The 25,155-nt window shown below is 71.3% G+C and carries 21 protein-coding genes, 1 tRNA gene and 1 pseudogene; 13 read left to right on the forward strand and 10 right to left on the reverse strand.

Annotated elements, in window-relative coordinates:
- Window positions 1-14: 14 nt before the first annotated feature.
- From LIV37_RS31040 to LIV37_RS31050, 3 genes are all read left to right on the forward strand, one after another.
- Complete coding sequence (locus LIV37_RS31040; protein WP_020871042.1) at window positions 15-770, forward strand: DsbA family protein; 756 nt, start codon at window positions 15-17, stop codon at window positions 768-770.
- 114 nt (window positions 771-884) lie between these two features.
- Window positions 885-1,814: an alpha/beta hydrolase gene (locus LIV37_RS31045; protein ID WP_020871043.1), complete on the forward strand. Its 930-nt coding sequence runs from the start codon at window positions 885-887 to the stop codon at window positions 1,812-1,814.
- A 54-nt stretch (window positions 1,815-1,868) separates the two neighbouring features.
- On the forward strand, window positions 1,869-3,635 hold the full coding sequence (locus tag LIV37_RS31050; protein WP_121824303.1) for an acetyl/propionyl/methylcrotonyl-CoA carboxylase subunit alpha: 1,767 nt from the start codon (window positions 1,869-1,871) through the stop codon (window positions 3,633-3,635).
- Window positions 3,636-3,727: 92 nt separating this feature from the next.
- On the opposite strand, the gene LIV37_RS31055 is transcribed toward LIV37_RS31050, so the two are convergent.
- A complete protein-coding gene (locus LIV37_RS31055; protein ID WP_020871045.1) occupies window positions 3,728-4,639 on the reverse strand; it encodes an alpha/beta hydrolase in 912 nt (303 codons plus the stop codon).
- A gap of 278 nt (window positions 4,640-4,917) precedes the next feature.
- On the opposite strand from LIV37_RS31055, the gene LIV37_RS31060 reads away from it, so the two are divergent.
- The 3 genes and pseudogenes from LIV37_RS31060 (at window position 4,918) to LIV37_RS31070 (ending at window position 6,862) form a co-directional block, all read left to right on the forward strand.
- Window positions 4,918-5,766 (forward strand): 4'-phosphopantetheinyl transferase family protein, encoded by an 849-nt coding sequence (locus LIV37_RS31060; protein WP_020871046.1) that lies wholly within the window; start codon window positions 4,918-4,920, stop codon window positions 5,764-5,766.
- 23 nt (window positions 5,767-5,789) lie between these two features.
- Window positions 5,790-6,235, forward strand: a pseudogene (locus LIV37_RS31065) (alpha/beta fold hydrolase); the annotation flags it as partial.
- 408 nt (window positions 6,236-6,643) lie between these two features.
- The gene (locus LIV37_RS31070; protein WP_020871047.1) at window positions 6,644-6,862 is read left to right on the forward strand and encodes a DUF2277 domain-containing protein; all 219 of its coding nucleotides are present in this window, start codon (window positions 6,644-6,646) and stop codon (window positions 6,860-6,862) included.
- A 47-nt stretch (window positions 6,863-6,909) separates the two neighbouring features.
- Here the strand turns inward: LIV37_RS31070 and LIV37_RS31075 are convergent.
- The 6 genes from LIV37_RS31075 to ehuB form a co-directional block, all read right to left on the reverse strand.
- Window positions 6,910-6,983: transfer RNA gene (locus tag LIV37_RS31075), tRNA-Lys, on the reverse strand.
- Window positions 6,984-7,060: 77 nt separating this feature from the next.
- Complete coding sequence (locus LIV37_RS31080; protein ID WP_020871048.1) at window positions 7,061-7,822, reverse strand: IclR family transcriptional regulator; 762 nt, start codon at window positions 7,820-7,822, stop codon at window positions 7,061-7,063.
- A gap of 259 nt (window positions 7,823-8,081) precedes the next feature.
- Complete coding sequence (gene ehuA, locus LIV37_RS31085) at window positions 8,082-8,852, reverse strand: ectoine/hydroxyectoine ABC transporter ATP-binding protein EhuA (RefSeq protein ID WP_020871049.1); 771 nt, start codon at window positions 8,850-8,852, stop codon at window positions 8,082-8,084.
- Between the two features lie 22 nt (window positions 8,853-8,874).
- Window positions 8,875-9,525: an ectoine/hydroxyectoine ABC transporter permease subunit EhuD gene (gene ehuD / locus LIV37_RS31090; RefSeq protein ID WP_020871050.1), complete on the reverse strand. Its 651-nt coding sequence runs from the start codon at window positions 9,523-9,525 to the stop codon at window positions 8,875-8,877.
- Window positions 9,522-10,274, reverse strand: a complete 753-nt coding sequence (ehuC, locus tag LIV37_RS31095; RefSeq protein WP_020871051.1) for an ectoine/hydroxyectoine ABC transporter permease subunit EhuC — start codon at window positions 10,272-10,274, stop codon at window positions 9,522-9,524. The genes ehuD and ehuC overlap by 4 nt, the downstream gene beginning before the upstream one ends.
- Window positions 10,271-11,194: an ectoine/hydroxyectoine ABC transporter substrate-binding protein EhuB gene (ehuB, locus tag LIV37_RS31100; protein ID WP_121824302.1), complete on the reverse strand. Its 924-nt coding sequence runs from the start codon at window positions 11,192-11,194 to the stop codon at window positions 10,271-10,273. Before ehuB ends, ehuC begins: the two co-directional genes overlap by 4 nt.
- Before the next feature lie 120 nt (window positions 11,195-11,314).
- Between ehuB and LIV37_RS31105 the strand changes: the two genes are divergently transcribed.
- Window positions 11,315-11,824 (forward strand): DUF3830 family protein, encoded by a 510-nt coding sequence (locus tag LIV37_RS31105; RefSeq protein ID WP_020871053.1) that lies wholly within the window; start codon window positions 11,315-11,317, stop codon window positions 11,822-11,824.
- Window positions 11,825-12,052: 228 nt separating this feature from the next.
- Here the strand turns inward: LIV37_RS31105 and LIV37_RS31110 are convergent, their stop codons facing one another.
- Both LIV37_RS31110 and LIV37_RS31115 read right to left on the reverse strand, forming a co-directional pair.
- Window positions 12,053-13,468 (reverse strand): amidase, encoded by a 1,416-nt coding sequence (locus tag LIV37_RS31110; protein ID WP_020871054.1) that lies wholly within the window; start codon window positions 13,466-13,468, stop codon window positions 12,053-12,055.
- Between the two features lie 25 nt (window positions 13,469-13,493).
- Entirely contained in the window at window positions 13,494-14,441 is a 948-nt protein-coding gene (locus LIV37_RS31115; RefSeq protein ID WP_020871055.1) for a D-2-hydroxyacid dehydrogenase, read from the reverse strand.
- Between the two features lie 207 nt (window positions 14,442-14,648).
- Between LIV37_RS31115 and LIV37_RS31120 the strand changes: the two genes are divergently transcribed.
- From LIV37_RS31120 to LIV37_RS31145, 6 genes are all read left to right on the forward strand, one after another.
- Window positions 14,649-15,632 (forward strand): maleate cis-trans isomerase family protein, encoded by a 984-nt coding sequence (locus LIV37_RS31120; RefSeq protein ID WP_121824301.1) that lies wholly within the window; start codon window positions 14,649-14,651, stop codon window positions 15,630-15,632.
- Window positions 15,633-15,949: 317 nt separating this feature from the next.
- Window positions 15,950-16,705 (forward strand): maleate cis-trans isomerase family protein, encoded by a 756-nt coding sequence (locus LIV37_RS31125; protein ID WP_020871057.1) that lies wholly within the window; start codon window positions 15,950-15,952, stop codon window positions 16,703-16,705.
- Window positions 16,706-16,846: 141 nt separating this feature from the next.
- Window positions 16,847-18,094 (forward strand): EfeM/EfeO family lipoprotein, encoded by a 1,248-nt coding sequence (locus LIV37_RS31130; RefSeq protein ID WP_020871058.1) that lies wholly within the window; start codon window positions 16,847-16,849, stop codon window positions 18,092-18,094.
- Complete coding sequence (efeB, locus tag LIV37_RS31135) at window positions 18,091-19,311, forward strand: iron uptake transporter deferrochelatase/peroxidase subunit (protein WP_020871059.1); 1,221 nt, start codon at window positions 18,091-18,093, stop codon at window positions 19,309-19,311. Before LIV37_RS31130 ends, efeB begins: the two co-directional genes overlap by 4 nt.
- Window positions 19,312-19,468: 157 nt before the next feature.
- Complete coding sequence (locus LIV37_RS31140; protein WP_020871060.1) at window positions 19,469-21,343, forward strand: phospholipase C; 1,875 nt, start codon at window positions 19,469-19,471, stop codon at window positions 21,341-21,343.
- A 232-nt stretch (window positions 21,344-21,575) separates the two neighbouring features.
- Window positions 21,576-22,703, forward strand: a complete 1,128-nt coding sequence (locus LIV37_RS31145; protein ID WP_020871061.1) for an LLM class flavin-dependent oxidoreductase — start codon at window positions 21,576-21,578, stop codon at window positions 22,701-22,703.
- Between the two features lie 223 nt (window positions 22,704-22,926).
- Here LIV37_RS31145 and LIV37_RS31150 read toward each other — a convergent pair whose 3' ends face one another.
- The gene (locus LIV37_RS31150) at window positions 22,927-24,570 is read right to left on the reverse strand and encodes a putative bifunctional diguanylate cyclase/phosphodiesterase (RefSeq protein ID WP_243146273.1); all 1,644 of its coding nucleotides are present in this window, start codon (window positions 24,568-24,570) and stop codon (window positions 22,927-22,929) included.
- Window positions 24,571-25,155 lie beyond the last annotated feature (585 nt).

The following is a 25,155-nucleotide window of genomic DNA, read 5'->3' on the forward strand; positions in this document are numbered from 1 at the left end:
GAGGAGGTACGGACATGGCAGCCAAGCGCAGCAAAGTACCGCGGTTCTATTTCAATTTCCGCAGCCCGTACAGCTGGATCGCCTACCGTGATCTGATGAACCGCTATCCGGATGTCGCACAGGCGGTGGAATGGCACCTGTGGTGGGAGCCGGACGCGGAAGGGGAGCGCCGTATGGCCGAACTCGGCCATCACTTCCCCTATTCGGCGATGTCCCGGGAGAAGCATCTCTATATCCTCCAGGATGTGCGCCGGCTGACGGCCGACCGCGGACTCGCGGTCAGCTGGCCGGTGGATCACGACCCGGTCTGGGAGGTGCCGCATCTGCCGTACTTCCTCGCGCTCGACGCGGGGCTCGGCCCCGCCTGGATCGAGCGCGTCTACCGGGCCCGCTGGCAGGAGGGCCGCGACATCTGCGACCGTACGACCATCGCGGACATCGCCGGGGAGCTGGGGCTGTCGGCCGAACGGGCGGCGGCGGCCGCGGATGACGAGGAGCTGCGCCGCGGCCGGGGGCTCCGGGCCCTGCTCGCGCTCAGCGACGCCGGGGCGTTCGGCGTGCCGTTCTTCACCCACGGCTACGACAAGTTCTGGGGCGTGGACCGGCTGGCGGCCTTCGTCGCCTCGGTCCGCTCCGGGTCCGGGTCCGGCTCCCGGTCCCGGGACACGCCTCCCGCCGGGGCGCCGGACGCGGACTTCGCCGAGCTGTCGGACGCGGACTTCGCCGCCGCCCGGTCGGCCGATCCGGGCCATGCCGGAGGCTGTGGCTGACTCTTCGCCCGCCCGCTCGTTCACACGTTGTCGCCCGACCGCCCAGCCGCCCGTCCCGACCGAGACGAGAACGCCCTGACCGCCGACGGACACTCCCCCTCCTGGAGGACGCAGATGCCCGAGCCACGCCAGACGTCGGCGCGGCCTCCTTCCCTGGGAGCCCGCGCCCTCTCGGCCGCGGCCCTGCCGGTCGCCCCGCTGTTCGGGGTCTCGCTGGCGTATCTGGCCTTCCACCCGCGGCGCCGGGAGCAGCGGGAGCACCCCCGGGACCACGGGCTGCCCTGCACCGAGCTGAAGATCCCCTTCGCGGCGCGGAAGCACCTCGACACCTGGCTGTGCCCGGGGTCCCCCGAGAAGGTGGTGGTGCTCGGGCACAGCATGGCGACGGCGAAGGACCACAGCCTGCGCCACGCCAAGTTCTTGCACGAAGCCGGGTACACCGTCTGTCTGTTCGACCACCGCAACCACGGCGCCAGCAGCGACGACCGGGCGCTGTTCGGGCTCGGCGACCGGTTCGCGAGCGATGTCACCGCCGTGGTGTCCCATCTGCGCGGCCGGCGCGGGTACGGCACGGCGCGGATAGCCTTCTACGGCTTCTCGTTCTCGTGCTTCTCGTCCATGTGGGCGCTGACCCACGACGGGTTCGAACTTGACGCGCTGGTGTGCGACAGCGGGCCGGGGCATGACGTCCCGCCGCTGCTGCGCAAGTTCCTGGAGGCGGAGGCGCTGCCGCTGCCCGCCGTGCTGAAGGGCGAGCCCGCCCGTTCGGTGGTGGCGCGGACGCTGTGCGCGGTGGGCCCGGCCATGCTCCGGGCCCAGTGGCCGCCGCCCGCGACGGGCAAGTTCGCCAAGATCCCCCTGTTGTTCATGTCGGGCGAGCACGATGCGATCGTGCCGCCGTCCTCGGTGGACGCGCTGGCCGAGCGCTACGCCCAAGCCGAGACGCACGTCCTGCCGGGAGCCGAGCATCTGCTCGGGCTGGAGACCGATCCCGAAGGCTACGCGAGCGTGGTACTGGATTTTCTCGAGCGGGCCCTGGGGTAGCCACCTTGACCGTCCCCGACGGGACGGAACTTTTCGGAAGAGGGAAGAGAGAGCGTGCAAAAGGTGCTCATCGCCAACCGTGGCGAGATCGCTGTCCGTGTTGCCCGTGCCTGTCGGGATGCCGGGATCGCGAGCGTAGCCGTCTACGCCGATCCGGACCGGGACGCATGTCATGTGCGCGCGGCCGATGAAGCCTATGCGCTGGGCGGTGACACCCCGGCGGCCAGCTATCTCGACCAGGCCAAGGTCCTGGCCGCGGCCGCCGAATCCGGCGCCGACGCCGTCCACCCCGGCTACGGATTCCTCTCCGAGAACGCCGAGTTCGCCCAGGCCGTCCTCGACGCCGGCCTGACCTGGATCGGCCCCCCGCCACACGCCATCCGCGACCTGGGCGACAAGGTCGCCGCCCGCCACATCGCCCAGCGCGCCGGCGCCCCCCTCGTCGCCGGCACCCCCGACCCCGTCTCCGGGGCCGAGGAGGTCGTGGCCTTCGCCGAACAGCACGGCCTGCCCATCGCCATCAAAGCCGCCTTCGGCGGCGGCGGCCGCGGCCTGAAAGTCGCCCGCACGATGGAAGAGGTCCCCGAGCTCTACGACTCCGCCGTCCGCGAAGCCGTGGCCGCCTTCGGCCGCGGCGAATGCTTCGTCGAGCGCTACCTGGACAAGCCCCGCCACGTCGAGACCCAGTGCCTGGCCGACACCCACGGCAACGTCGTCGTGGTCTCCACCCGCGACTGCTCCCTCCAGCGCCGCCACCAGAAACTCGTCGAAGAGGCCCCCGCCCCCTTCCTCACCGAGGACCAGAACACCCAGCTCTACACCGCCTCCAAAGCCATCCTCAAGGAGGCCGGATACGTCGGCGCGGGCACCGTCGAGTTCCTCGTCGGCAACGACGGCACCATCTCCTTCCTCGAGGTCAACACCCGGCTCCAGGTGGAACACCCGGTCACCGAGGAGGTCACCGGCATCGACCTGGTCCGCGAGATGTTCCGCATCGCCGACGGCGAGGCCATCGGCTACGACGACCCGCCGATGCGGGGGCACTCGTTCGAGTTCCGCATCAACGGCGAGGACCCGGGCCGCAACTTCCTGCCCGCCCCGGGAACCGTGACCTCCTTCGTCCCGCCGACCGGCCCCGGTGTCCGGCTGGACGCGGGCGTCGAGTCCGGCAGCGTCATCGGCCCCGCGTGGGACTCGCTGCTGGCCAAGCTGATCGTCACCGGCGCCACCCGGAAGCAGGCCCTGGAGCGCGCGGCCCGCGCCCTGGCCGAGTTCCAGGTCGAGGGCATGGCCACCGCGATCCCGTTCCACCAGGCGGTAGTGAAGGACCCGGCGTTCACCAGCGAGCCGTTCACCATCCACACCCGCTGGATCGAGACCGAGTTCAACAACACCATCGCCCCGTTCACCCCCACCGGGACGGACGAGACCGAGGAACCGACCGCCCGCGAGACCGTGGTGGTCGAGGTCGGCGGCAAGCGTCTTGAGATCTCCCTCCCGGCGGTCCTCGGCCTGGCGGTGTCGCCCGGGGAGGCCGCGGGCGCCGCGGGCGGCTCGAAGAAGCCGAAGCGCAAGGCGGTCAAGAAGTCCGGCTCCGCCGCCTCCGGCGACGCCCTGGCCTCCCCGATGCAGGGCACCATCGTCAAGGTCGCCGTCAACGAGGGCGACACCGTGGCCGAGGGCGATCTCATCGTGGTCCTGGAGGCCATGAAGATGGAGCAGCCCCTCAACGCCCACCGCGGTGGCATCGTCAAGAACCTGAACGCGGACGTCGGCGCCTCGGTCAGCGCGGGCGCGGTCATCTGCGAACTGAAGGACTGACCCGCCGCCATGGCGTCCTTACGGACGTCATGGCGTCCTTACGGTGGGCCGGGTCCGGCCGGGCCCACCGTAAGGGGCAATCTTCGTAAGGGTCAGTCCTTGAGCGTCCGCTCCAGGAAGCCCAGGACGGTCTCCGCGTACGCCTCCGGCTGGGTCTTGATGCCCTGCAGATGCTCGGTGTCCGGCAGGGTGTGCACCTCGGCCAGCGGATAGCGCTCGGCCAGTGCCCGTACCCCCGAGGCGGGGATCATGGTGTCGCGCTCACCGGCCAGGAAGAGCATCGGGGTGCGCTCGTACGCGCCCCCGAGCGGCGGCGGCCACTGCACCCGCAGCATCGCCACGGCCGCCGACGAGGCGACCGACTCCACGACCGGGCGGGAGGGACCGGCGCCCAGCGGGCCGGGGATGGGCACCCCGCCGGCCGCGACGAAGTTCCGGAACAGCGGGGCCAGCTCAAGCGCCGGGCCGCTGTCGAAGACCACCGCGTCGACCGGGCAGTCCTCCCTCTTGAGCATGTAGAAGGAGGGGAAGGTCGAGATCGAGAAGCCGTAGATCGCGATGCGCGCCGCGGCGTACTCGTCCATCGACCGCATGTGCCGCACCACGGCGACGACATCGTCGGTGTGACGGTCGCTCATGCCCCAGCCCGCCCGGTCCGTGACGCTCTTACCGTGGTTGCGGTGGTCGAACATGGCGACCGTGTAGCCCGCCTCGCTGAGCAGCCGCGCGTGCGCCAGGCTCGCGGACTTGCTGAGCCCCAGGCCGTGTCCGAGCACCACGACGCGCTCGGCGTCGCCGGGGATGAGCCAGACATGCAGCCCGCGGCCCTGCTGCCCGTTCAGCGGAACGTTGACGTCCGTACTGGTCAGCCCCAGGTCGGCGGGGGTCTTGTGATGCGGTCTGCGCGGCGGGTGGAAGATCATGTACGAGAGGAAGGCGCCGTACAGCGGTGCCACCGGGAGGGTCACCGCTGAGGCCGCCTTGGCCAGGAATCTCGTCGCCATGGTCGTCAAACCCCCATCACCGATCGTGCCCGGACGTGCGCGATCGTAGTGCGGACGGGCAGGTGACCGCGTCGGCCGGACCGTGAACGTGGCCTATGTCACCGGGTGCCCGCGATCGGCAACGCTGCCTTGCCGCAAGGGTGTTGGGGGCGGCTGAAGGGGCCGTGGCGGCGCGTTCCGACGGCGGGGCACCCACGGCGCGCCGCGCGCGCCGCTGTACCGTCAGTACGTCCACAGCGAGCGCATCATCGGCCGATAGCACGGGGGGAAGCCGAACAGTGTCCTTCACCAGCCCGGTTCAGCCCGCACACGAGCCCCGGCGATGGGCCCCGGTCCGCGCCCTTCCCGGCCCCGGGGACCGCCCCGGCCCCGGCGAGGTGGCCGTATGGCTGCTGCGGATCCCGCCGTACGCCACCGCGGCCGCCGCCGTCGCGGAGGGCCTGCTGGACGAGCGGGAGCGCGAGCGCGCGGCGCGGCTGCGGTCGGACGTGGCGCGCGAGCGCTATGTGACCTCCCATGTGGGGCTGCGGACGCTGCTCGGCGGCTATCTCGGCATCGACCCGGCCGAGGTCGCCTTCACCCGGGAGACCTGCGGCATGCCGGACTGCGAGAAGCCGCACGGCCGCCCGGCCCTGGCGGGCGAGGACGCGCTGCACTTCTCCCTCTCCCACTCCGGGGACGCGGCCCTGTGTGCCGTCGCCGGAGTGCCCGTCGGCGCCGACGTCGAGGAGCGGGACCCCGGGCGCGCCGGGGCCCGGCTGACGGGGCTGGTCGGGCAGTTGCACCCCGAGGAGCGGGCGGCGATCGACGCACTGCCGGAGGAACTGCGGGAGGAGGCGTTCCTGGGCTGCTGGGTCCGTAAGGAGGCGTACCTCAAGGGCATCGGCACCGGGCTGCCGGGCGGAATCGGCGCTCACCACGTCGGGCTCGCCGAGGGCCTGGCCCCCGCCGGTGCCCCGCCCGGCCCGCGCGGCTGGGCCTTTGCCGACCTGGACGCCCCGCCCGGCTACCACGCGGCGGTCGCCGTAAGGGACGAGGCCCTGCGAGACATGGCCGTACGGAACGAGTCCGCGCCCGGCGGCGCGGCGCGTCCCGTGGTCACCTTGGCCGGTCTGCCTCTGGTGTGATCACCCCGAGTACAGTCGGCGCCATGCCGCATCTCGAGGTGGAACTCTCGGCGGGCACCATCGAGTACGAGGACACGGGAGGCGAGGGCCCGGTCGCGGTCCTGCTGCACGGAGTCGCCATGGACGGCTCCCTGTGGCGCGAGGTGGTCGCCGCGCTGGCCCCCGACGTCCGCCGTGTCGTCCCCACCCTGCCCCTGGGCGGGCACCGCCCCCCGATGCGGCCCGACGCGGATCTGTCGGTGCTCGGAGTGGCCCGGCTGAACTGCTCCACTGGGCCGACGCCCCGCGCACCTTCGACCGCCCCGCCCTGGCGGCCTGGGGTCCGAGGACCGCGTCATGCCGCCCGAGCACGGCTTGCGCCTGGCCGGTCTGCTGCCCCGGGGCAGCCTGGTGGAGATCCCCGACAGCTATACCCTGACCCCCCCAGGACCAGCCGGGCCCCCTGGCCGACCTGATCCGAGCCTTCGTCCTGGGCGGCCCGGAGATGGCCTGGGCACGCCCCCACCGCCTGCGGCGGGCTATTCCCCTCCCCGCCCCTTCCCGCAACCGGGGCTCCGCCCCAGACCCCGGCCGGTCGACCCGGGTGACCGGTGGCCGACCGCGACCAGCTCGCCGGTGCAGGTGTCCAGGCCCTCGCCGCTCGCCGCTCGCATCACCCGTCCCGCGGATGCCCTGGCCCCCTGCTCACCGGTCAGCCGCTGACCACCGGGTCGCGGGTGGCGCGGTCGGCGCCCTGGTCGGCGAGCCGTTCCCGCCGACGGTCGGTTCGTCGAGCCCCGGGGGCCAGGGGCGGAGCCCATGGTTCGGGTAGGGGCGGGTAGGGGAAAGATCCGCCACGGCCCACGGGCTGTCGTACCCCCGGCGTACCGTCGTCAGTATGTGCAGATCCATCAAGACGCTCCGCCCGCCCTACGCCGAGTCCGTCACCGAGGCCGATATGCGCGCCGCGGCACTTCAGTACGTCCGCAAGATCTCCGGCTTCCGCCGGCCGGCCGCGCACAACGCGGAGGCGTTCGACAAGGCCGTCGAGGCCATCGCCGCCGCCACGGGCGAGCTGCTGGACTCGCTCGAGGTGCGTGGCGGGGCGGCACGCTGAATGGCCCGGGGCTTCGAGAGCACCCGGGCCATTCGCCTGATCAGTTGTGCGCCGCCAGGGACTCGAACCCCGGACCCGCTGATTAAGAGTCAGCTGCTCTAACCAACTGAGCTAGCGGCGCCTGCTGACGCCATAAATACTACCTGGTCCGGAGGGGTGGTTCTGACCACGCGCGGATGGGCTCAGATGCGGATGGGCTCAGATGGAGAGGGAGAGCAGCATCGGGGCCGCCTCGCGGTTGAGGGTGTCCGCGGCCTGGCGGAGACGGTGGGCATGGGCCAGGGGGAGGGAGAGGGCCAGACAGCCCACCGAGCGCCCGGCGCTGATCGGCACCGCCGCGCAGACCGTGCCGACCGCGTATTCTTGCAGGTCAAGGACGGGCACGGTGGCGGGCTGGCTGTCCAGCTTGCGGAACAGCACCTTCTCGTTGGTGGTGGTCCGGGAGGTGAGCCGCACCGTCTTGTGGCGGGCGAGGTGATCGCGGCGGCTGTCGTGGTCGAGCTGGGTGAGCAGGCATTTGCCGAGCGCCATGGCGTGGGCGGCGGAGCGGAAGTCCACCCACTCGTTGACCTTGGGGGCGCGCGGCCCGTCCGCGTACTGGGTGATCTTGATTTCGCCGTCCACATAGCGGCTGAGGTAGACCGCCGCGCCCACCGAGTCGCGCAGGGCGATGAGCGACTGCTGGAGCTTGTCCCGGACGGCGTGGCCGCGGTCGGGGGCGGCGGAGCCCAGCAGGGTCAGTGCGTTGCCGCCGACGTAGGCGCCGTCGGCGATCTGCTCCACGTAGCCCTCGCGGCGCAGCATCCGCAGCAGGTCGGCGAGCTGGTGGGCCGGTAGCCGGGTCTCCCTGGCGAGCATGATGTCGCTGACGCCGGACGAGTGTTTGGCGACGACCTCCAGGATGCGGAGGGCGTGCTGCACCGAGTGGAACGGCGCGGTCGGCTCGGGCCTGAGCGCCACGATTTCCCCCCTCGCAGGTTGGCGTGGCTTTGTATCACGATAACCGCCAAGGGGCTTATCCGGATCGGCTGTTGAGGATATTGCCGAGGCGTATCGGCCCCGGTCAGCTGGGGCGTATGTCCTCGGCATATGACAATGGCGCGCCCCCGCGGGAGGGTCGCGGGGGCGGCGCCGGACCGGGCCCGGCCGGGGCCGGATGATCCATCCGTCAGGGGGCGGATGATCAGCCCGGCAGCGGTCGGACGATCCGGCCGAGGGGTCAGAGAACCGCGCTCAGGAACTCCCTCGTCCGCTCGTGCTCCGGCTCGGTGAAGATCTTCTCCGGCGGTCCGGACTCGATCACCCGGCCGGAGTCGAACATCAGTACATCGTCGGAGATGTCCCGCGCGAAGTTCATCTCATGGGTGACACAGAGCATGGTGATGTCCGTTGTGTGAGCGATGTCACGCAGCACATCCAGCACCCCGGCCACCAGCTCCGGGTCCAGCGCCGACGTCACCTCGTCCAGCAGCATCACCTGCGGCCGCATCGCCAGCGCCCGGGCGATCGCCACCCGCTGCTGCTGCCCGCCGGACAGCTGTGTCGGGTACGCGTCGCACTTGTCGCCGAGCCCGACCAGGTCGAGCAGCTCCCGGGCGCGGGTCTCGGCCTCGTCCTTGTTGAGGCCCAGCACGTTCACCGGGGCCTCGGTGATGTTCCGCAGCACCCGCATATTGGGGAAGAGGTTGAACTGCTGGAAGACCATTCCGATCTTCTTGCGCACCTCTCTGGTGTGCTTCTCGCCCGCCGGGACCAGCTTGCCGCCCTTGTCCTCATGGGTCAGGTAGTCGCCGTCGACCTTGATCGTGCCCTCGTCCGGCTTGATCAGCGTCATCAGCAACCGCAGGATCGTGGTCTTGCCCGAACCCGAGGGGCCGATCAGGGTGACGTGCTTACCGGAGGAGACCGAGAAGTCGAGGTTGTCCAGGACCGTATTGCTGCCGAAGCGCTTGGTCACCTGGTCGAAGCGGATCAGTTCACTGCCGTCCACGGCAGGGTTCGTGTGGTCGGTTTCAGTGGCCAAGACGACGCTCCAGGGCTCGCATCAGAAGGGAAGCCGGATAGGCGATGAGGATGAAGGCGATGCCGACCATCGTGTAGGGCTCGATGTACTGGAAGGACGACGCGCCCTCCGCGCGCGCCTTCTGCAGCATGTCGACGACGCCGATCAGCGCGAGCATCGGGGAGTCCTTCAGCATCGCGATGACGTAGTTGCCCAGTGCGGGCACCACCCGGCGAATGGCCTGCGGCAGGATCACCGCGGTCCAGGTACGGCCGCGGGAGAGGCTGAGCGCGGTCGCCGCCTCCCACTGGCCCTTGGGCACACCGTCGATACCGGCCCGGTAGACCTCGGCGGTGTACGTCGAGTAGTGCAGACCGAGCGCGATCACCCCGGTGGTGAGCGCCGAGAACTTGATGTCCCAGGTCGGCAGTACGTAGTAGAAGAAGAACAGCTGCACCAGCAGCGGCGTGTTGCGGATGAACTCCACGACCGCCGCCACCGGCCAGCGGACGAAGCGGGTCGGCGAGCGGAAGGCCATCGCCCACACCAGGCCGAGCGCGAACGCCAGGACCGAGCCCAGGGCGGTCGCCTCCAGGGTGATCAGCAGTCCGTTGCCCAGCTCGGGGAGGAAGTCCTTCGCCACATCCCAGTTCCAGCTCACTGGGCACCTCCCGCCGTGATGATGTTGGACGACTGCTCGGCCTCCTGGCGCGAGGACAGCTTCCGGGTGATCAGCGGGCCCTTGCCGGACTTCACGGGGGCCTGCCCGATGCCCGCCTTGGCGCGCCGCTCCAGCAGCCGCATCAGCCGGGTGAGGACGAAGGCCAGCACGAAGTAGAGAACCAGGATGATCGCGTAGATCTCCAGGCTGTCACCGGTCGCCAGCCGCGAGAGCTGGGCGGCGAAGGTGATGTCGGCGACGCTCACCGCGGAGACCAGGGCGGTCGCCTTCAACAGCTCGATCAGCAGATTGTTGAAGGGCGGGATCATCTCCGGGATCGCCTGCGGCAGGATCACCCGGCGCATCCGCTGCGCGGGCGTGAAGCTGAGCGCGATGGCCGCCTCACGCTGCGCCGGGGCCACCGCGGCGATCGCGCCACGCACGATCTCCGAGCCGTACGCCCCGTAGGTGAGGCCCAGCGCCAGTACCGCGGCCCACATCGGCACCAGCTGGAACTGGAACGCCAGTGGCATCACGAAGAACAGCCAGAACATCAGCACCAGGGCCGAGGTGCCGCGGAAGACCTCCACATAGAAGCCGGTCAGGAAGCGGACGATCCACAGCGGGGAGGTGCGCGCGATCCCGATGCCGAACGCCACGACGGCCGCGAAGATCGCGCTGTACAGGGTCAGCTGGATGGTGATCCAGATGCCCGGAAGAAGCCAGTTTTCCCACAGCCCGGCCGTCATGAGCACAGCTCCTTGGCGGTCAGATCGGTCATCTCTTCCTTGGTGAAGCCGAAGGGCCGCACGATGCGCAGCAGCTCGCCGCTCTTCTTCATCTTGTGCAGCTCCACGTTGAAGGCGTCCCGGAGCTTGGTCTCCTCCGGCCGGAAGGCGAAGCCGCCGGCGCCGATGTCCGGCTTGCCGTCGACGTACGCCTGGAACGGCTCGGTGGCCTCGGCCCGCTGGCTGTTCCGCTGCTTCACCACGTTGTGGACGGTCACGGTCGTGCCCGCGAAGACATCCGCCCGGCCCTGCTCCACGGCCAGCAGCCCGGCCAGCTGGTCGGGGAGGATCAGCATGTCGCTCTGCTTGATCCCGGCGTCCTCCGCGTAGCCGATCTCGGCGTAGGCGGTGCCGGTGGCCATCTTGGCCTTCTGCTTAAAGATGTCTTCGTAATTGTGCAGGTTTTTGGGGTTCCCCTTGCGCACGATGAACGCGTCACGCATGCGGTAGTCGGGGTCCGAGAAGATCACCTGGGCGCAGCGTTCGGGGTTGATGTACATCCCCGCCGAGACCACGTCGAACTGCTGCGAGCGAAGGCCCGGAATGAGCGAGCCGAACTCGGTCGGCACCGGCTGGACCTTGGGCACGCCCAGCCGCTTGAAGATGACTTTCGCGATCTCCGGCGCCTCGCCGGTGAACTCGCCGTTCTCGTCGATGTAGCCGAATGGGATCTCCCCCGCAATTCCCAGCCGGACCGTCCCCTGCGACCGCAGTCGCTCCAGCAGATTGCCCCCGTCCTTGGCGCCCGAGCCGGACACCCGGCTGCAGCCGGCCGCGCCCAGCAGACCCAGGGCCGCACCGCCGGCGAGAAGAGCGCGGCGGCTTGGACCCATTTTTGCTATTTCTCTGCTATCGGTGTCTTTCCCACGTGGTGGAGCCATGGGCGCGCGGCTACCCGACTCCGGCAAATGTATGCGGGTCGTTTCCGGCCCTTGATACAGCCGATGTCTGGGTAGTCCCCTGGGACAGGACTGGTTCCGAAGCGACCTGGAGGAAAGTCGATGGTTGACCGAGCCGACCGGTTCATCGAGGTCTCGCTCGACAAGCGCGGGGTGAGCTGCACGGCCAAGCTCCTTGACGATCTCGCGCCGATCACCTGCGACGCGGTGTGGAACGCGCTGCCGCTCGGGGGTGACGTGTATCACGCGAAGTACGCACGCAACGAGATCTACGCACTGCTGCCCCCCTTCGCGCCCGAGGAGCCGCCCCTCGAAAACCCGACGATCACCCCGATCCCCGGGGACCTGTGCTATTTCACCTTCACGGACACCCAGCTCGGGACCAAGTCGTACGGATACGAGACCGAGGCCAAGCACCAGGGGCGGCGGCAGGTGATCGACCTGGCGCTCTTCTACGAGCGGAACAACCTGCTGATCAACGGCGACGCGGGCTGGGTGCCCGGGATCGTCTGGGGCTCGATCGTGGACGGCCTCGACCGGATGGCCGACGCCTGCCAGGACCTGTGGCGCGCGGGGGCGCTGGGGGAGACCCTGAACTTCCGCCGCGCGTAGACCTCGGCTCGCGCCGGGCACGGGCCCCGAGCCGGGCACGGGACTCGCGTCGGGCACGGGCCTGGCGCCGGGCACGGGCTCTCGGCCTGTGCCCGGCGCAGCGCATGGGCCGCGCTCGGGCCGTGCGCTGCGCCGCGCTCGAGCCGGGCTCGGGCAGCGCATGGGCCGGGCTCGGGCCGGGCTCGGGCTCGGCTCTGGGCGGAGCCGTCCCGGGCCCGGCCCCGGGCCTTACGCCGCCGGGGGGCGCACCCCGTCCGCGAGCCCCGCCTCGAACAGCGCGTGCGCCGCGCGCAGCACAAGCGCGTCCGCGTGGCGCGCGCCCACCAGCTGCACCCCGATCGGCAGGCCCGCGACGCTGAGGCCGCACGGCACCGAGGCCGCGGGCTGCTGGGTCAGGTTGAACGGGTAGGTGAACGGCGTCCAGCCGGTCCACCGGGTGTGCTCCGACCCCTTGGGCACCTCCACCCCCGCCTCGAACGCGGTGATCGGCAGCGCCGGGGTGACCAACAGGTCGTACGCGGAGTGGAACCGCCCCATGGCGTGGCCGAGTGCCATCCGCACATCCACGGCCGCCAGATAGTCCAGCGCGCTGTACGACGCCCCCTGGGCGCAGATCTCGCGCAGCCCCGGGTCCAGCAGCTCCCAGTCCTCCTGCCCCAGTGGCTGCACCACCCGGGCCGCGCCGCTGAACCACAGCGTGTGGAACGCCTCCACCGGGTCCTCGAACCCCGGGTCGATCTCCTCGACCACCGCGCCCAGCTCCGCCAGCAGGTCCACCGCCCGCCGCACCGACGCGGCCACCTCCGGGTCGACCACGGCCGAGCCGCCGAGCGCGGGGCTGTAGGCGATCCGCAGGCCGTCCACCCCGCCCCCGCCGGAGGTGAGGGCCTCCCGGAAGCCGCCCCCCGCGGGCCCCAGCTGGGACCAGTCGCGCCAGTCCGGACCGGAGATCACATCCATCAGCAGCGCCGCGTCGGCCGCGTCCCGGGTCATCGGCCCCACATGGGCCAGGGTGCCGAACGCGCTCGCCGGGTAGAGCGGAACCCTCCCATAGGTGGGTTTCAGCGCGAAGATGCCGCAGAAGGCCGCCGGGATCCGGACCGAACCCCCGCCGTCCGTCCCCAGGCTCAGCGGACCCGCGCCCAGCGCGACCGCGGCCGCGCTGCCGCCACTGGAGCCGCCCGCGGTCCGCTGGGGGTCGTACGGATTGCCGGTGACCCCGTGGACCGGGCTGTCGGTGACGCCCTTCCAGCCGAACTCCGGGGTCGTGGTCTTCCCCACGAACACCGCGCCGTGCTCGCGCAGCCGCGCCACCGAGGGCGCGTCCTCGTCCCATGCCCCGGCCTCGGGCCGTACGGTCCGCGAACCGCGCAGGGTGGGGGCGCCGCGCTGCAACAGGATGTCCTTCACCGACACCGGGACGCCGTCCACCAGGCCCACCGGGGCTCCGCGCCGCCACCGCTCGGCGGACTCCTCCGCCTGCCGCAGCGCGCCCTCGGCGTCCACCCGGGTGAAGGCGTTCACCTCCGGCTGAATCTGCTCGATCCGGTGGAGGACGGCACGGGTCGCCTCGACGGGGGAGAGCTCGCCGGAGGCATAGCGCTCGACGAGTTGAACGGCTGTCAGGTCGTGCATGTCGGTCATCCGGCTCTCCGTTCAGGTCCTGCGATCAGTCCACCGGTACGTACCCGAGGCGTTTGTCGACGATGTTGAGCAGTGGTTCGCCCGCGCACCAGCGCTCGTAGTTGTCCTGGAACTGGTCGGCCAGATGGTCGCGCCACCCGACCGTGTCGCCGCTCATATGGGGCGAGACGAACAGCCCGGGCACGTCCCACAGGGGATCGTCCGAGGCCAGCGGCTCGTGTTCGAAGACGTCCAGGGCCGCGCCGGCGATCCGCCGGGCGACCAGGGCCGCCGTAAGGTCCTTCTCGACGACCAGGGGGCCGCGGCCGACGTTGATGAACCGGGCGGACGGCTTCATCCGGTCGAAGACGGTGCGGTCGAACATGCCGCGGTTGGCGTCGGTGAGCGGCGCCGCGCTCACCACCCAGTCGGCCGACGGAAGCAGCTCGGGCAGCTCGTCGCCGCCGCGCACGCCCTGCCGGGCGGTGCGGCCCACCAGGTCGACCACCACGCCGAGCGCGGCCAGGGTGGAGCCGATCGCCCGGCCGATGGGACCCGCGCCCACCACCACGGCGCGCGTTCCGGCCAGCCGCATAGTCTCGCGGTGCTGCCAGCGCCGCTGCCGCTGCAGCTCCCAGCTTCCGTGGAAGTCCTTGGCCATGGCGACCACCAGACCGGCCACGTACTCCGCGATCGGCTGCTCGAAGACGCCTCGAGCATTGGTCAGTACCGTGTCGGACGCGACGAGTTCGGGGCAGAGCAGCCGGTCCACCCCGGCGCTCGCGGTATGGACCCACGCCGGCCGGGGGCCCTCGCCGGGCCAGGCGTCGCGGACCGCGTCGGAGGAGAAGTCCCAGACCAGGAGCACATCCGCGGTGGGGAGCGCCTGGGGCAGCGAATTCTCGTCACAGACGAGCACCTTGGCCCGGCCGGCCACCCGGTCCAGGTGGACCGGCGGCTGGTCGCCGAAGACGACAACTGTGCTTTCGGACATAGGCGGGAAACCGTTTCGAAACGTGGATGGGTTTGCCTGAAGAAGGAGCGGGCAGACGCCTCAGTTTGAGGATTGACCACGCTAGGCAGCGGAAACTACCGTCGTCAACAACGGCTTCTGTCCCGGCGTCCCCGGCATCAGTCCGGCTCTCTCCATCCAAATCTCTGGCCAATGGTCCAGTCCCTCCGTTCCGTATTGGGGCTCGCTTTGGACGTCTCTTTTCTGGGTGGCCCACGACCGCAGCGCGGCGTGGGTGTGGTGGCACCGTTCGACTTCGCACTCGACCGTGAGCTGTGGCGCTGGGTGCCGGACGAGGTATCCCTCCACCTCACCCGTACCCCGTTCGTACCCGTCGAGGTGAGCCTCGACCTGGCACGACTCGTGAGTGAGCACGAGACCTTGCACGACGCGGTGCAGGCGCTGGCGGCCGTCGCACCGGAAGTGGTGGCGTACGCGTGCACCTCGGGCAGTTTCGTCGGCGGTGTGGCCGGGGAGCGCGCGATGTGCGCGGCCATGTCCCAGGCGGGTGAGATCCCGTCGCTGACCACCTCGGGCGCGCTGCTGGAGGCGCTGCGGGAGATCGGTGCCCGGCGGATCGCGGTGGTGACGCCGTACACCCAGTCCGTCACCGACTCGCTGGAGGAGTACCTGGCCGAGGGCGGGATGACCGTCACCGGTCGGGCGTACCTCGGACTGACCCGGCACATCTGGAAGGTGCCGTACCGCGATGTGGTCGACATGGCCCGGCAGGCGGTGGTCGGGGCCACCGACGCGCTCTTCATCAGCTGCACCAATCTGCCGACCTACGACGTGATCCCGCAGCTGGAGGCGGAGCTGCGGATGCCCGTGCTGTCCGCGAACCAGGTCACCATGTGGGCGGCGCTGCGGGCGATCGGGGCCCGGGCCGTGGGGCCGTACCAGGCGCTGCTGGACCCGGTGGCCCGGTCCGGTCCGGCGGGGATGTCGGTGTCGCCGAGCGGCCCGTTCCCGGTGACGGACCCGGTCGTCGAGTCGATGCTCGGGGCCGTGGAGGCGGTCGAGTCCGTGGTGGACGAGCCGGAGGCGGCGCTGGCCGGGGCGGCCTCGCCGGGGCCGGACGGCGACCCGGCCGACGGGCTCGATCCGGGCTTCGGCACCGGCCTCGGCGAGGGCCCCTACCTGGACGACTCCGGAGGCCCGGCCGCGGGGTGAGACGGCGGTCCGGCGTGATGTGACGTGATGTGAAGGGTGGCCCGCCTCTGAACAAGGGGGTGGGCGCCCTGGCGCGGCCGGACCCGGCCCGGCGTTCGGGGTGGGCCCCGGCGTGGCGTTCGGGGTGTCCCGGTATGGCGTTCGGGGTGGGTCCCCCGGCGTGGCCGGGAAGCCTGTCCGGGTGGGACGGGCAGGCCCGTCACCTACGCGAGGGAGGCTGTCCGGCGGATGGGAACCCGCCGGGCGTCCGCGGTGTAGGACAAGTGACAGCAGTGCAGGGGCGGCGCTCGCGGGGGCCGCCAGTCAAGGAGGCAGTCATGGTGGACTCGACGCACCCGGCCCCGGACGCGGTCGGCTTTCTCTACCCCGGATACTCCGCCGAGGACGAATACCCGCGCCTGGAAGGCATGCTCGGCGGCGACAGCGGCGACATCCGGCTTCCACTGGTCCACACCGACATCGGTGAGGACGCCCATCGGGTGGACGCCCTGCTGGAGATGGGGTCGGCGGCCCGCCTCGCGGCCGGGGTCGCCGAGCTCGCCGAGCGCGGCGCCCGGGCCGTGGTCTGGGCGTGCACCAGCGCCAGCTTCGTCTTCGGCTGGGAGGGTGCCAAGGAGCAGGTGCGCGAGCTGAGCGAGACGGCGGGGATGCCCGCCTCCAGCACCTCCTTCGCCTTCGCCCACGCGGTGCAGGCGCTCGGCGCCGACCGGGTGGCCATCGCCGCCACCTATCCGGAGGACGTCGCCGACTACTTCCGGGCATTTTTGAAGGCGGCCGGCGCCGAGGTGGTCTCGATGCGCGGCAGCGGGATCATCACGGCCGCGGAGGTCGGCACCTGGGGCCGGGAGGAGGTGCTGGAGCTGGGCCGCGCGGGGGATCACCCCGAGGCCCGGGCGGTGCTCCTGCCGGACACCGCCCTGCACACCGCCGCCTGGATTCCGGATCTGGAGGCGGAGCTGGGCAAGCCGGTGCTCACGGCCAACCAGGTCACGGTCTGGGAGGGGCTGCGGCTGCTGGGCCGTGATCCGGTCCATGACCGGCTGGGCACGCTCTTCGCCCGGAGCGGCGGATAGCGCGGCGGGTGGCGCGGCCGCGGGCGGGCGCGCCGAAGGGGCCGAGGAGCCGGTGACGGGGAGCTGAACCCCCGCGAAATTCCATGGCGCTCTTTTGCCATCAGGGCATTCCGCTTATCGGACTGCGCCTAGCATGCAGCCGTGCGTCGCCAACATCTCTCCCCGGTCCCGCCGGCACGTCATCTGCTGGTCGCCGGTGCGGTGACGGTGGCCACGGCCGTCGGAATCGGCGCGCTTGCGGTCGGCGGAGGCTCCTCGGGCGGCTCTCGTGCGCACCCCTCCGCGAGCGGAAGCGCGCCCACGAAGGCGTCGGACGGGCTGCGGCACACCTCCGTCGAGGTGTCCGAGGGCGGCTGCGGCCGTGGCTGGACCGGTGCCACCCGTGGCAAGCAGGTCTTCGATCTGCGGAACACCTCCAGCAGACCGGCCGAGGTCTATCTCACCAATCCGGCGAACGGCGCCGTCTACGGAGAGGTGGAGGGCCTGGGCCCCGGCACCAGCAGACCGTTGAGCGTCACGCTCGGCGGGGGCTCCTACGCCTTCGTCTGCCTGCCCGAGGACGCGGACGCGGTCACCGGGCCCACCGTCACCGTGTCCGGACCGGCGCGGGGTGGTGGCCCGGCCGCGGTCCCGGTCAGCCAGCAGGATCTGATCCCGCCCACCATCGCCTACCAGAAGTGGGTGGCGGGCCGGATGGACGAGCTGGTGCGGCGTACGGACGCGCTGCGCTCGGCCATCCACTGCGGCGACCTGGCCACGGCCCGTGCGGCGTGGCTGCCGGCCCATCTGGTGTACGAGCGGATGGGCGCCGCCTATGGCACCTTCGGCGACGCCGACGGGGCGATCAACGGCACCACGGCGGGGCTGTCCGACGGGGTCCACGACCCGGACTTCACCGGCTTCCACCGCCTCGAGTACGGCCTGTGGCACGGCGAGTCCGCGAGCTCACTGCGCCCGGTCGCCGACCGGCTCGTCAAGGACGCACGAGACCTGCGGGACGATTGGCCGCGGGAGCGGATGGACCCGGCCGACCTGGGCCTGCGGGCGCACGAGATCATGGAGAACACCGTGCAGTTCGAGCTGACCGGCCGCACCGACTACGGCAGCGGCACCAACCTGGCCACCGCGCGGGCCAACCTGGACGGCACCCGGGCCGTGCTGCGCCGGCTGGAGCCGCTGCTGAAGCCCCGTGCCCCCTGGCTGCCCGAGCTGGAGAGCGACCTGGACCGGGCCCAGCGGACCCTGGAGCGCTCGCACCACGGCGACGGCTGGACCCCGTTGGACCGGCTGAGCCGCACCGGGCGCCAGCGGCTCAACGCGGACACGGGCGCGCTGGTGGAGCGGCTGGCCCAGGTGGCGGCGCTGATGGATGTGCGGAGGACCCGGTGAGCGAGGTGCTGCGCAGGGGCTTTCTGCTGGGCGCCGCCGCGGGCACGGTCGGCGTGGTGGCGGGCACGGCCGCGGGCACGGCGGCCGCGAAGGAGGACGGGCCGGAGAAGAGGCCGGTCCGCGCCCCCTTCCACGGCACCCATCAGGCCGGGATCCTCACCCCGCCCCAGCGGGCCACCGCGTTCATCGCCTTCGACACCATGGCCGAGGGCCGCGAGGAGCTGACCGACGCCTTCCGTACGCTCACCGAGCGGTGCCGCTTCCTCACCACCGGAGGCGCCCCCGATCCGGTCGGGATCACCGCGCCGCCCGCCGACTCCGGCACCCTGGGCCCGGAGGTGGCCGCCGACCGGCTGACCGCGACCGTCGGCGTGGGCGCCTCGCTCTTCGACGAGCGCTACGGACTGCGGGACCGCAAGCCCCGGCGGCTGCACACGATGCGGTCCTTCCCCGACGACGATCTCGACCCCGACTGGTGCCATGGCGATCTGAGCGTCCAACTGTGCGCCGACAGCACGGACACGGTGCTGCACGCGCTGCGCGACATCGCCCGCCACACCCGGGGCGCGCTGCAGATCCGCTGGCGTATCGACGGCTTCGTCAGCCCGCCGCGCCCGTCCGGCACCCCGCGCAACCACATGGGGTTCAAGGACGGCACCGCCAACCCGGACACCGGGGACGCCCGGGCGATGGACCGTCTGGTGTGGGTGGGCGCGCACTCAGGGGAGCCCGCCTGGGCCACCGGCGGCAGCTATCAGGTGATCCGGCTGATCCGGATGCTGGTGGAGTTCTGGGACCGGGTGTCGATCAGCGAGCAGGAGCGCATGTTCGGCCGCAGCCGGGACTCGGGCGCCCCGCTGGACGGTCAGCACGAGTTCGACACCCCGCGCTTCGCACAGGACCCCAAGGGCGACGTCATTCCGCTGGACAGCCATATACGGATGGCCAATCCGCGCACCGCCCGGACCGAGGACCAGCGCATCCTCCGCCGTGCCTACAACTACGACCGGGGCATGGACGGCAATGGCAACTTGGACATGGGGCTGCTGTTCTGCTGCTACCAGCAGGATCTCGAGCGCCAGTTCGAGACCGTGCAGAAGCGGCTGGCGGGGGAGCCGCTGGTGGACTACATCACGCCCTTCGGCGGCGGCTATTTCTTCGCCCTCCCCGGGGTGAGGGACCGCTCCGACTGGCTGGGACGGACCCTTCTGTCCTGATCGTCGCCCCACCATCCGGTCAAGAACACCTCAAGAGTTCCTTGGATTCTTCTGACCCTCTATTCACTCGGCCGTCTCCATGGATTCCATCGGAGAGTCCTGCCCGCGGCACAGGATCAGGCGCAGGCGTGAAACGCGAATCATGTGGAGGCATGGCATGGGCGGCACGGCAGGATCCGAAGGCGGCCGACGGCGTGGCCGGGTCGCGCGCTGGGGTGCCCTGGCCGGCGCCGCGGCCCTGGCGACCGTGGGCGGGGTGGCCCCCGCATGGGCCGCGCCCGCGAAGGGCGGCCACACCGCGACCCCGGTGAAGCATGTGGTGGTGATCTTCGACGAGAACATCTCGTTCGACCACTACTTCGGCACCTACCCCAAGGCGGCGAACACGGACGGCACCAGGTTCACGCCGGCCAAGGACACCCCCAAGAACATCGACACCCTGGCGCACGCCGGGCTGCTGGAGAAGAACCCCAATCTCTACAAGCCCAAGCGGCTGCGCGGCGACCAGGCCATGACCTGCGACCAGAACCACTCCTATGGGCCCGAGCAGTATGCCGCCAATGGCGGCAAGGCCGATAAGTTCGTGGAGAACACCGAGGTCAGCAAGTGCACCGGGCTGTTCGGCGAGCCCGGTCTGGTGATGGACTACTACGACGGAAACACCGTCACCGGCCTGTGGAACTACGCCCAGCACTACGCGATGAGCGACCGCTCCTTCAGCTCGGCCTACGGTCCCTCCACCCCCGGAGCGCTGGAGCTGATCTCGGGCCAGACCCATGGCGTGATCTCCACCGACCCCAAGTCCTCCACCGAGGACCCGGTCCAGACCGACAAGCCGGACGCGTACGCGGTGGCCTCGCCGGACGCCAAGGGCGTCGGCACGATGATCAACGACCCGGACCCGGCCTTCGACGACTGCTCCAACAAGGACCACACCAGCGGCAACGCCCTGGCCCGGATGAAGGGCCGGAACGTCGGCGATCTGCTCAACGCCAAGGATGTGAGCTGGGGCTGGTTCCAGGGCGGCTTCCGCCCCAGCACCGCCTGGGACGGTGAGCAGGACCACTACGCCAAGTGCTCCGGCACCACCCACAAGAACGTCGGCGGCGCCGCCTCGGTGGACTACAGCCCGCACCACGCGCCGTTCCAGTACTACAAGTCCACGGCCAACCCGCATCACCTCCCGCCGAAGAACGTCCAGGAGATCGGCCACAGCGGCCGGGCCAACCACAACTACGACCTCACCGACTTCGACGCGGCGCTCAAGACGGGCCATCTGCCGTCCGTCAGCTTCCTGAAGGCCGCCGAGTACCAGGACGGCCACGCCGGCTACTCCGACCCGGTCGACGAGCAGCACTTCCTGGTCAAGCAGATCAACGCGATCCAGAAGTCGCCGCAGTGGAAGGACACCGCGATCGTCGTCGCGTACGACGACAGCGACGGCTGGTACGACCACGCCTACGCCAAGCCCCTCAACGGGTCGACCGACAAGACCACGGGGCCGGGCGGCAAGGCCACCGACAGCCCCGCCTGCCAGTCCGCTCCGAAGCCCGCGGGCGGCTACCAGGACCGTTGCGGCCCCGGCCCCCGGCAGCCGCTGCTGGTGATCTCGCCCTTCAGCAAGTCCAACAAGGTCGACCACACCCGGACCGAGCAGACCTCGATCACCCGCTTCATCGAGGACAACTGGCACACCGGCCGGATCGGTGACGCCTCCTTCGACCGCCGGGCGAACACCCTCTCCGGGCTCTTCGACTTCCGGCACCCCAACAACACCCAGGTGCTGCTGAAGTCCGACGGCTCGGTCGCGTCGGTCCACAAGTCCGGTCACTACACGACCTCCGCCCTGGCCGCCCACGCCCCGATCGTGAACGCCGCGGCCGCCGACGCCCCGACCACCCGGCGGCTCTCCGACGACAAGGGCATCTCCGCCGCCCTGCCCATCGGCCTCACGGCGGGTGTGCTGGTGCTCGGCGGAGCCGGTACGGCGCTGGCCCTCCACCGCCGGCGCACCGCGCGGACCGCGGGCTAGGCCCGTCCCGCGCGAGCGCGCGGCACACCGTCGTCGGGTCCGCCGCCACACCTCCTCCCCAGGTGACGGCGGGCCCGGCCGTTCACCGGGGGCCGGGGAGCAAGGGCCGGGAATAAAGCGGAGCCTTTCTCCGGTTGAATGTCGCCGGTAGACGTTGAGGCGTGGCGGCGCGGCGCCGCACACGCATACGACATACGCGCACCGTGCGGTGCGACCAGGGAGGCGGGCCACCGTGGCCGATGAGCAGGACCGGCGAGACGACCAGCGCGACCCCATCCGGGCCCGGCCCCTCGGCAGCGCACCGGTGCCCCTGTCGGTGCTGGACCTAGCGACCGTCGGCAGCGGGGTGACGGCCACCGAGGCGCTGCGGACCACCACCGAGCTCGCCCGGCTCGCCGAGCGCCGGGGCTTCCAGCGTTTCTGGGTCGCCGAGCACCACTCCATGCCCGGGGTCGCCAGTTCCTCCCCGGCCGTGATCCTCGCCCATCTCGCCGCGCACACCGAGCGGATCCGGCTGGGCTCCGGCGGGGTGATGCTCCCCAACCACGCCCCGCTGGTCATCGCCGAGCAGTTCGGCACCCTGGAGGCGCTCGCCCCCGGCCGGGTGGACCTCGGTCTCGGCCGCGCGCCCGGCACCGACGGGGCCACCGCCGCCGCGCTGCGCCGCACCGAGCGGCTGCGCGAGGGCGCCGACGACTTCCCCCAGCAGCTCGCCGAGCTGACCCGATTCCTCGACGACGACTTCCCCGACGGCCACCGCTACGCCCGTATCCACGCGGTGCCGGGGCCGGTGCAGGGCACCGTGCCCGGTGGGGTCCAGGCCGCCGGCCGGCCCTCGATCTGGCTGCTGGGCTCGAGCGGGTTCAGCGCCCGGCTCGCCGGGATGCTCGGCCTGCCGTTCTCCTTCGCCCACCACTTCTCCGCGGCCAACACCGTCCCCGCGCTCGACCTCTACCGCGAGACCTTCCGGCCGTCCGCCGTGCTGGCCGAGCCGTACGCCTCGATCGGCGTCTCGGCCTTCGCCGCCGAGGACGAGAAGGAGGCCCACCGCCAGGTGCTCACCGGCGCCCTGGCCATGATCCGGCTGCGCACCGGACGCCCCGGCCTGGTGCCGACGCCCGAGGAGGCCGAGGGGTACGAGTTCAACGAGATCGAGCGCGACTTCATCAACAGCTGGCTCGCCAATGTCGAGTACGGCAGCCCGGACCAGGTCCGCGAGGGGCTCGACGGGCTGATCAAGCGCACCGGAGCGGACGAAGTCAAGATCACGGCCAATGCCCACGGCCGTGACGCCCGTCTGCGCTCGTACGAGCTGATCGCCGACGCCTACGATCTGCCGACGGCGCAGACGGGGGCGTAGCGCTACGGAGTGTCCGCCGCGAGGGGCTTCGCCCCTGTACCCCGGACGCCCTTCGGGCGTGTCCTCAAACTCCCCCAGCTACCGCTGGGAGGTGCCCCCTGACGGGCTGAAATCAGCCCCTCCGGCACTTGAGGAGCGGGGTCTGGGGCGGAGCCCCAGTTGTGGGAAGGGGCGGGTAGGGGAGCAGCCCGCCGCAGGCGTACGCGTACCGCCCGGACATGCCCTAACCCGGCGCCGGGCAGTTGATCATCGCCTGGATGCGGTCCGGCGGCACCGGACGGGAGTAGAACCACCCCTGTCCCGTGTCGCAGCCGATCCGCCTCAGCCGCTCCGCCTGCTCGGCGCTCTCCACACATTCGGCCGTCACCGTGAGGCCCAGCCGGTGCGCGAGCTGCACCAGCGCCTCGACGATGGTCTCGTCGGCCGGATTCGGATGCTCCTCCGCCCGGAACCCCTGGACGAACGAGCCGTCCAGCTTGAGCGTGGAGACCGGCAGCCGGCTGAGATAGGCGAGGTTGGAGTAGCCGGTCCCGAAGTCGTCGATCGCGATGGCCACCCCCATGTCGCTGAGCGCCTGCAGCGCCTGCAGCGGCCGCCCCGTGGACCCCATCACCGCCGACTCGGTCAGCTCCAGCTGGAGCAGATGCGGCGGCAGCCCGGTCTCCGCCAGGATCGCGCCGACATCGGCCACCAGATCGGAGTCCCACACCTGGCGGACCGCCACATTCACGCTGACCACCAGCGGATGCGGCGGTTCGGCCAGCTGCCAGGCACGGGCCTGGCGGCAGGCGGTGCGCAGCACCCACCGGCCCAGCGGCACGATCGCGCCGTTCTCCTCGGCCAGCGGGATGAAGCGGTTCGGCGACAGCCGCCCGAACTGCGGATGGTCCCAGCGCACCAGCGCCTCCACCCCCCGGACCACCCCGTCGCCCAGCCCCACCAGCGGCTGGTAGTCGAGCACGAACTCGTCCCGCTCGACCGCCGGGCGCAGGGTGCTGGACAGCGCCTGCCGGGTCATCCGATGGGCGTTGCGCTCCGGGTCGAAGAGGGTCCAGCGCGCCTTGCCGTCCTCCTTCGCCCAGTACAGCGTGGTGTCCGCGGCCTGCATCAGCCACGTGGTGTGGGTGCCGGCCGCGGGCCGCTCCACCACGCCGATGCTGGCCGACACCGACAGCCGCTGTCCGCCCACGTCGAACGGTTCCTGAAGGGTGGCCAGCACCGTCCGGGCGAGGTCGCACAGCTGCTCGGTGCCGCTGGAGTTGCGGACCAGCAGGGCGAACTCGTCCCCGCCGAGCCGTGCCACCAGATGGCCGTCGGGCGCCGCGCAGTCGGTGAGCCGCTGGGCGACCGCGCCGAGCAGCCGGTCGCCGACCCGGTGGCCGAGGGTGTCGTTGACCGCCTTGAAGCCGTCCAGGTCGAGATAGCAGAGCCCGATCCGGCCGGTGCCCCCGTGGTCGTAGGTGGCCGCCTCCAGTGCCCTGGTCATCCGCTCGAAGAAGAGGCTGCGGTTGGGCAGCCGGGTCACCGGGTCGTGCATCTGCAGATGGCGCAGCCGCCCCTGGAGGTCCCGCTGGTCACTGATGTCGGCCATCGACAGCAGCAGACTGCAGCTGTCCGGCGCGGGCTCGACGGTGATCTCGGCCCACAGGGCATGGCCGTCGGCGCGCCGCAGCCGCCGGGTGCGGCGCAGCCGCGCGGCACGGCCGCCGAGTACGTCCCGGTACTCCCGCCAGGTGCGCGGATCCTCGCGCAGATCGGCCAGGTCAGCCGCGCTGCGGGTGATCAGCAGGGCCGGATCGGTGCCGAGCAGGGCGCCGAGCGCGGGGTTGGCGTCGAGCACCCTGCCCTCGCGGTCGACGACGGCCATGGCGAGGCGCGCCACGTTGAAGGCGGCGCGGTAGTCGCCGGGCGCGGGGCCGGTCGCGTGCTCGGCCGTGTGTCCGGCGGTATGCCCGGTGGTGGGCCCGGCGGTATGCCCCGCCGCGAGCCCGGTGGTATGCCCCGTTGGGTGCCCCGCGCCCGGGGGCGCGCCGGGGCCCGGGGGCGTGCCCAGGGCCGACGGCGCGCCGGGGGCCGGTCGGGGTGCGCCGGGGTCCTCCGTGACCGGAAGGACGCTCGGCATAGCCTCACGCTCTGTGATCGTCGGCAGTGTCGCGCCCGGGGCGCGTCCCTGCCCGTCGGGGGTTCCGCTCACCGCTCGCTCCCGCGTGGCGTTTGTTTTGTCCAGGTTGTTCGTACACATCTTGTGCATGTCTCACACCGGGTGCCGGGCCGACCGTAAGTGCCTGCCTGAGGGGGGATTCCCCGCTGGAAATGTGCCGATCATAGGGGCTCGTGCTCCGGGTGTTCCATCGATGTCATCGCGCTCACCGCCGCCTTGACAATGTGTTTGGTCGTATCTGTTCGACTCTGCGCGGGTCAACGGCCGCTCTGACCGATTGTGACCGTCTGT

The organism is Streptomyces rapamycinicus NRRL 5491 (genome assembly GCF_024298965.1).
Classification (GTDB): domain Bacteria; phylum Actinomycetota; class Actinomycetes; order Streptomycetales; family Streptomycetaceae; genus Streptomyces; species Streptomyces rapamycinicus.

Excerpts from the sequence above, each read along its gene's own strand:
- LIV37_RS31040 (WP_020871042.1), top strand. The coding sequence starts at position 15 with ATGGCAGCCAAGCGCAGCAAAGTACCGCGGTTCTATTTCAATTTCCGC.
- LIV37_RS31045 (WP_020871043.1), top strand. The coding sequence starts at position 885 with ATGCCCGAGCCACGCCAGACGTCGGCGCGGCCTCCTTCCCTGGGAGCC.
- LIV37_RS31055 (WP_020871045.1), bottom strand. The coding sequence starts at position 4,639 with ATGGCGACGAGATTCCTGGCCAAGGCGGCCTCAGCGGTGACCCTCCCG.
- LIV37_RS31070 (WP_020871047.1), top strand. The coding sequence starts at position 6,644 with ATGTGCAGATCCATCAAGACGCTCCGCCCGCCCTACGCCGAGTCCGTC.
- ehuC (WP_020871051.1), bottom strand. The coding sequence starts at position 10,274 with ATGACGGCCGGGCTGTGGGAAAACTGGCTTCTTCCGGGCATCTGGATC.
- ehuB (WP_121824302.1), bottom strand. The coding sequence starts at position 11,194 with ATGGCTCCACCACGTGGGAAAGACACCGATAGCAGAGAAATAGCAAAA.
- LIV37_RS31105 (WP_020871053.1), top strand. The coding sequence starts at position 11,315 with ATGGTTGACCGAGCCGACCGGTTCATCGAGGTCTCGCTCGACAAGCGC.
- LIV37_RS31110 (WP_020871054.1), bottom strand. The coding sequence starts at position 13,468 with ATGACCGACATGCACGACCTGACAGCCGTTCAACTCGTCGAGCGCTAT.
- LIV37_RS31115 (WP_020871055.1), bottom strand. The coding sequence starts at position 14,441 with ATGTCCGAAAGCACAGTTGTCGTCTTCGGCGACCAGCCGCCGGTCCAC.
- LIV37_RS31125 (WP_020871057.1), top strand. The coding sequence starts at position 15,950 with ATGGTGGACTCGACGCACCCGGCCCCGGACGCGGTCGGCTTTCTCTAC.
- LIV37_RS31140 (WP_020871060.1), top strand. The coding sequence starts at position 19,469 with ATGGGCGGCACGGCAGGATCCGAAGGCGGCCGACGGCGTGGCCGGGTC.
- LIV37_RS31150 (WP_243146273.1), bottom strand. The coding sequence starts at position 24,570 with ATGGCCGTCGTCGACCGCGAGGGCAGGGTGCTCGACGCCAACCCCGCG.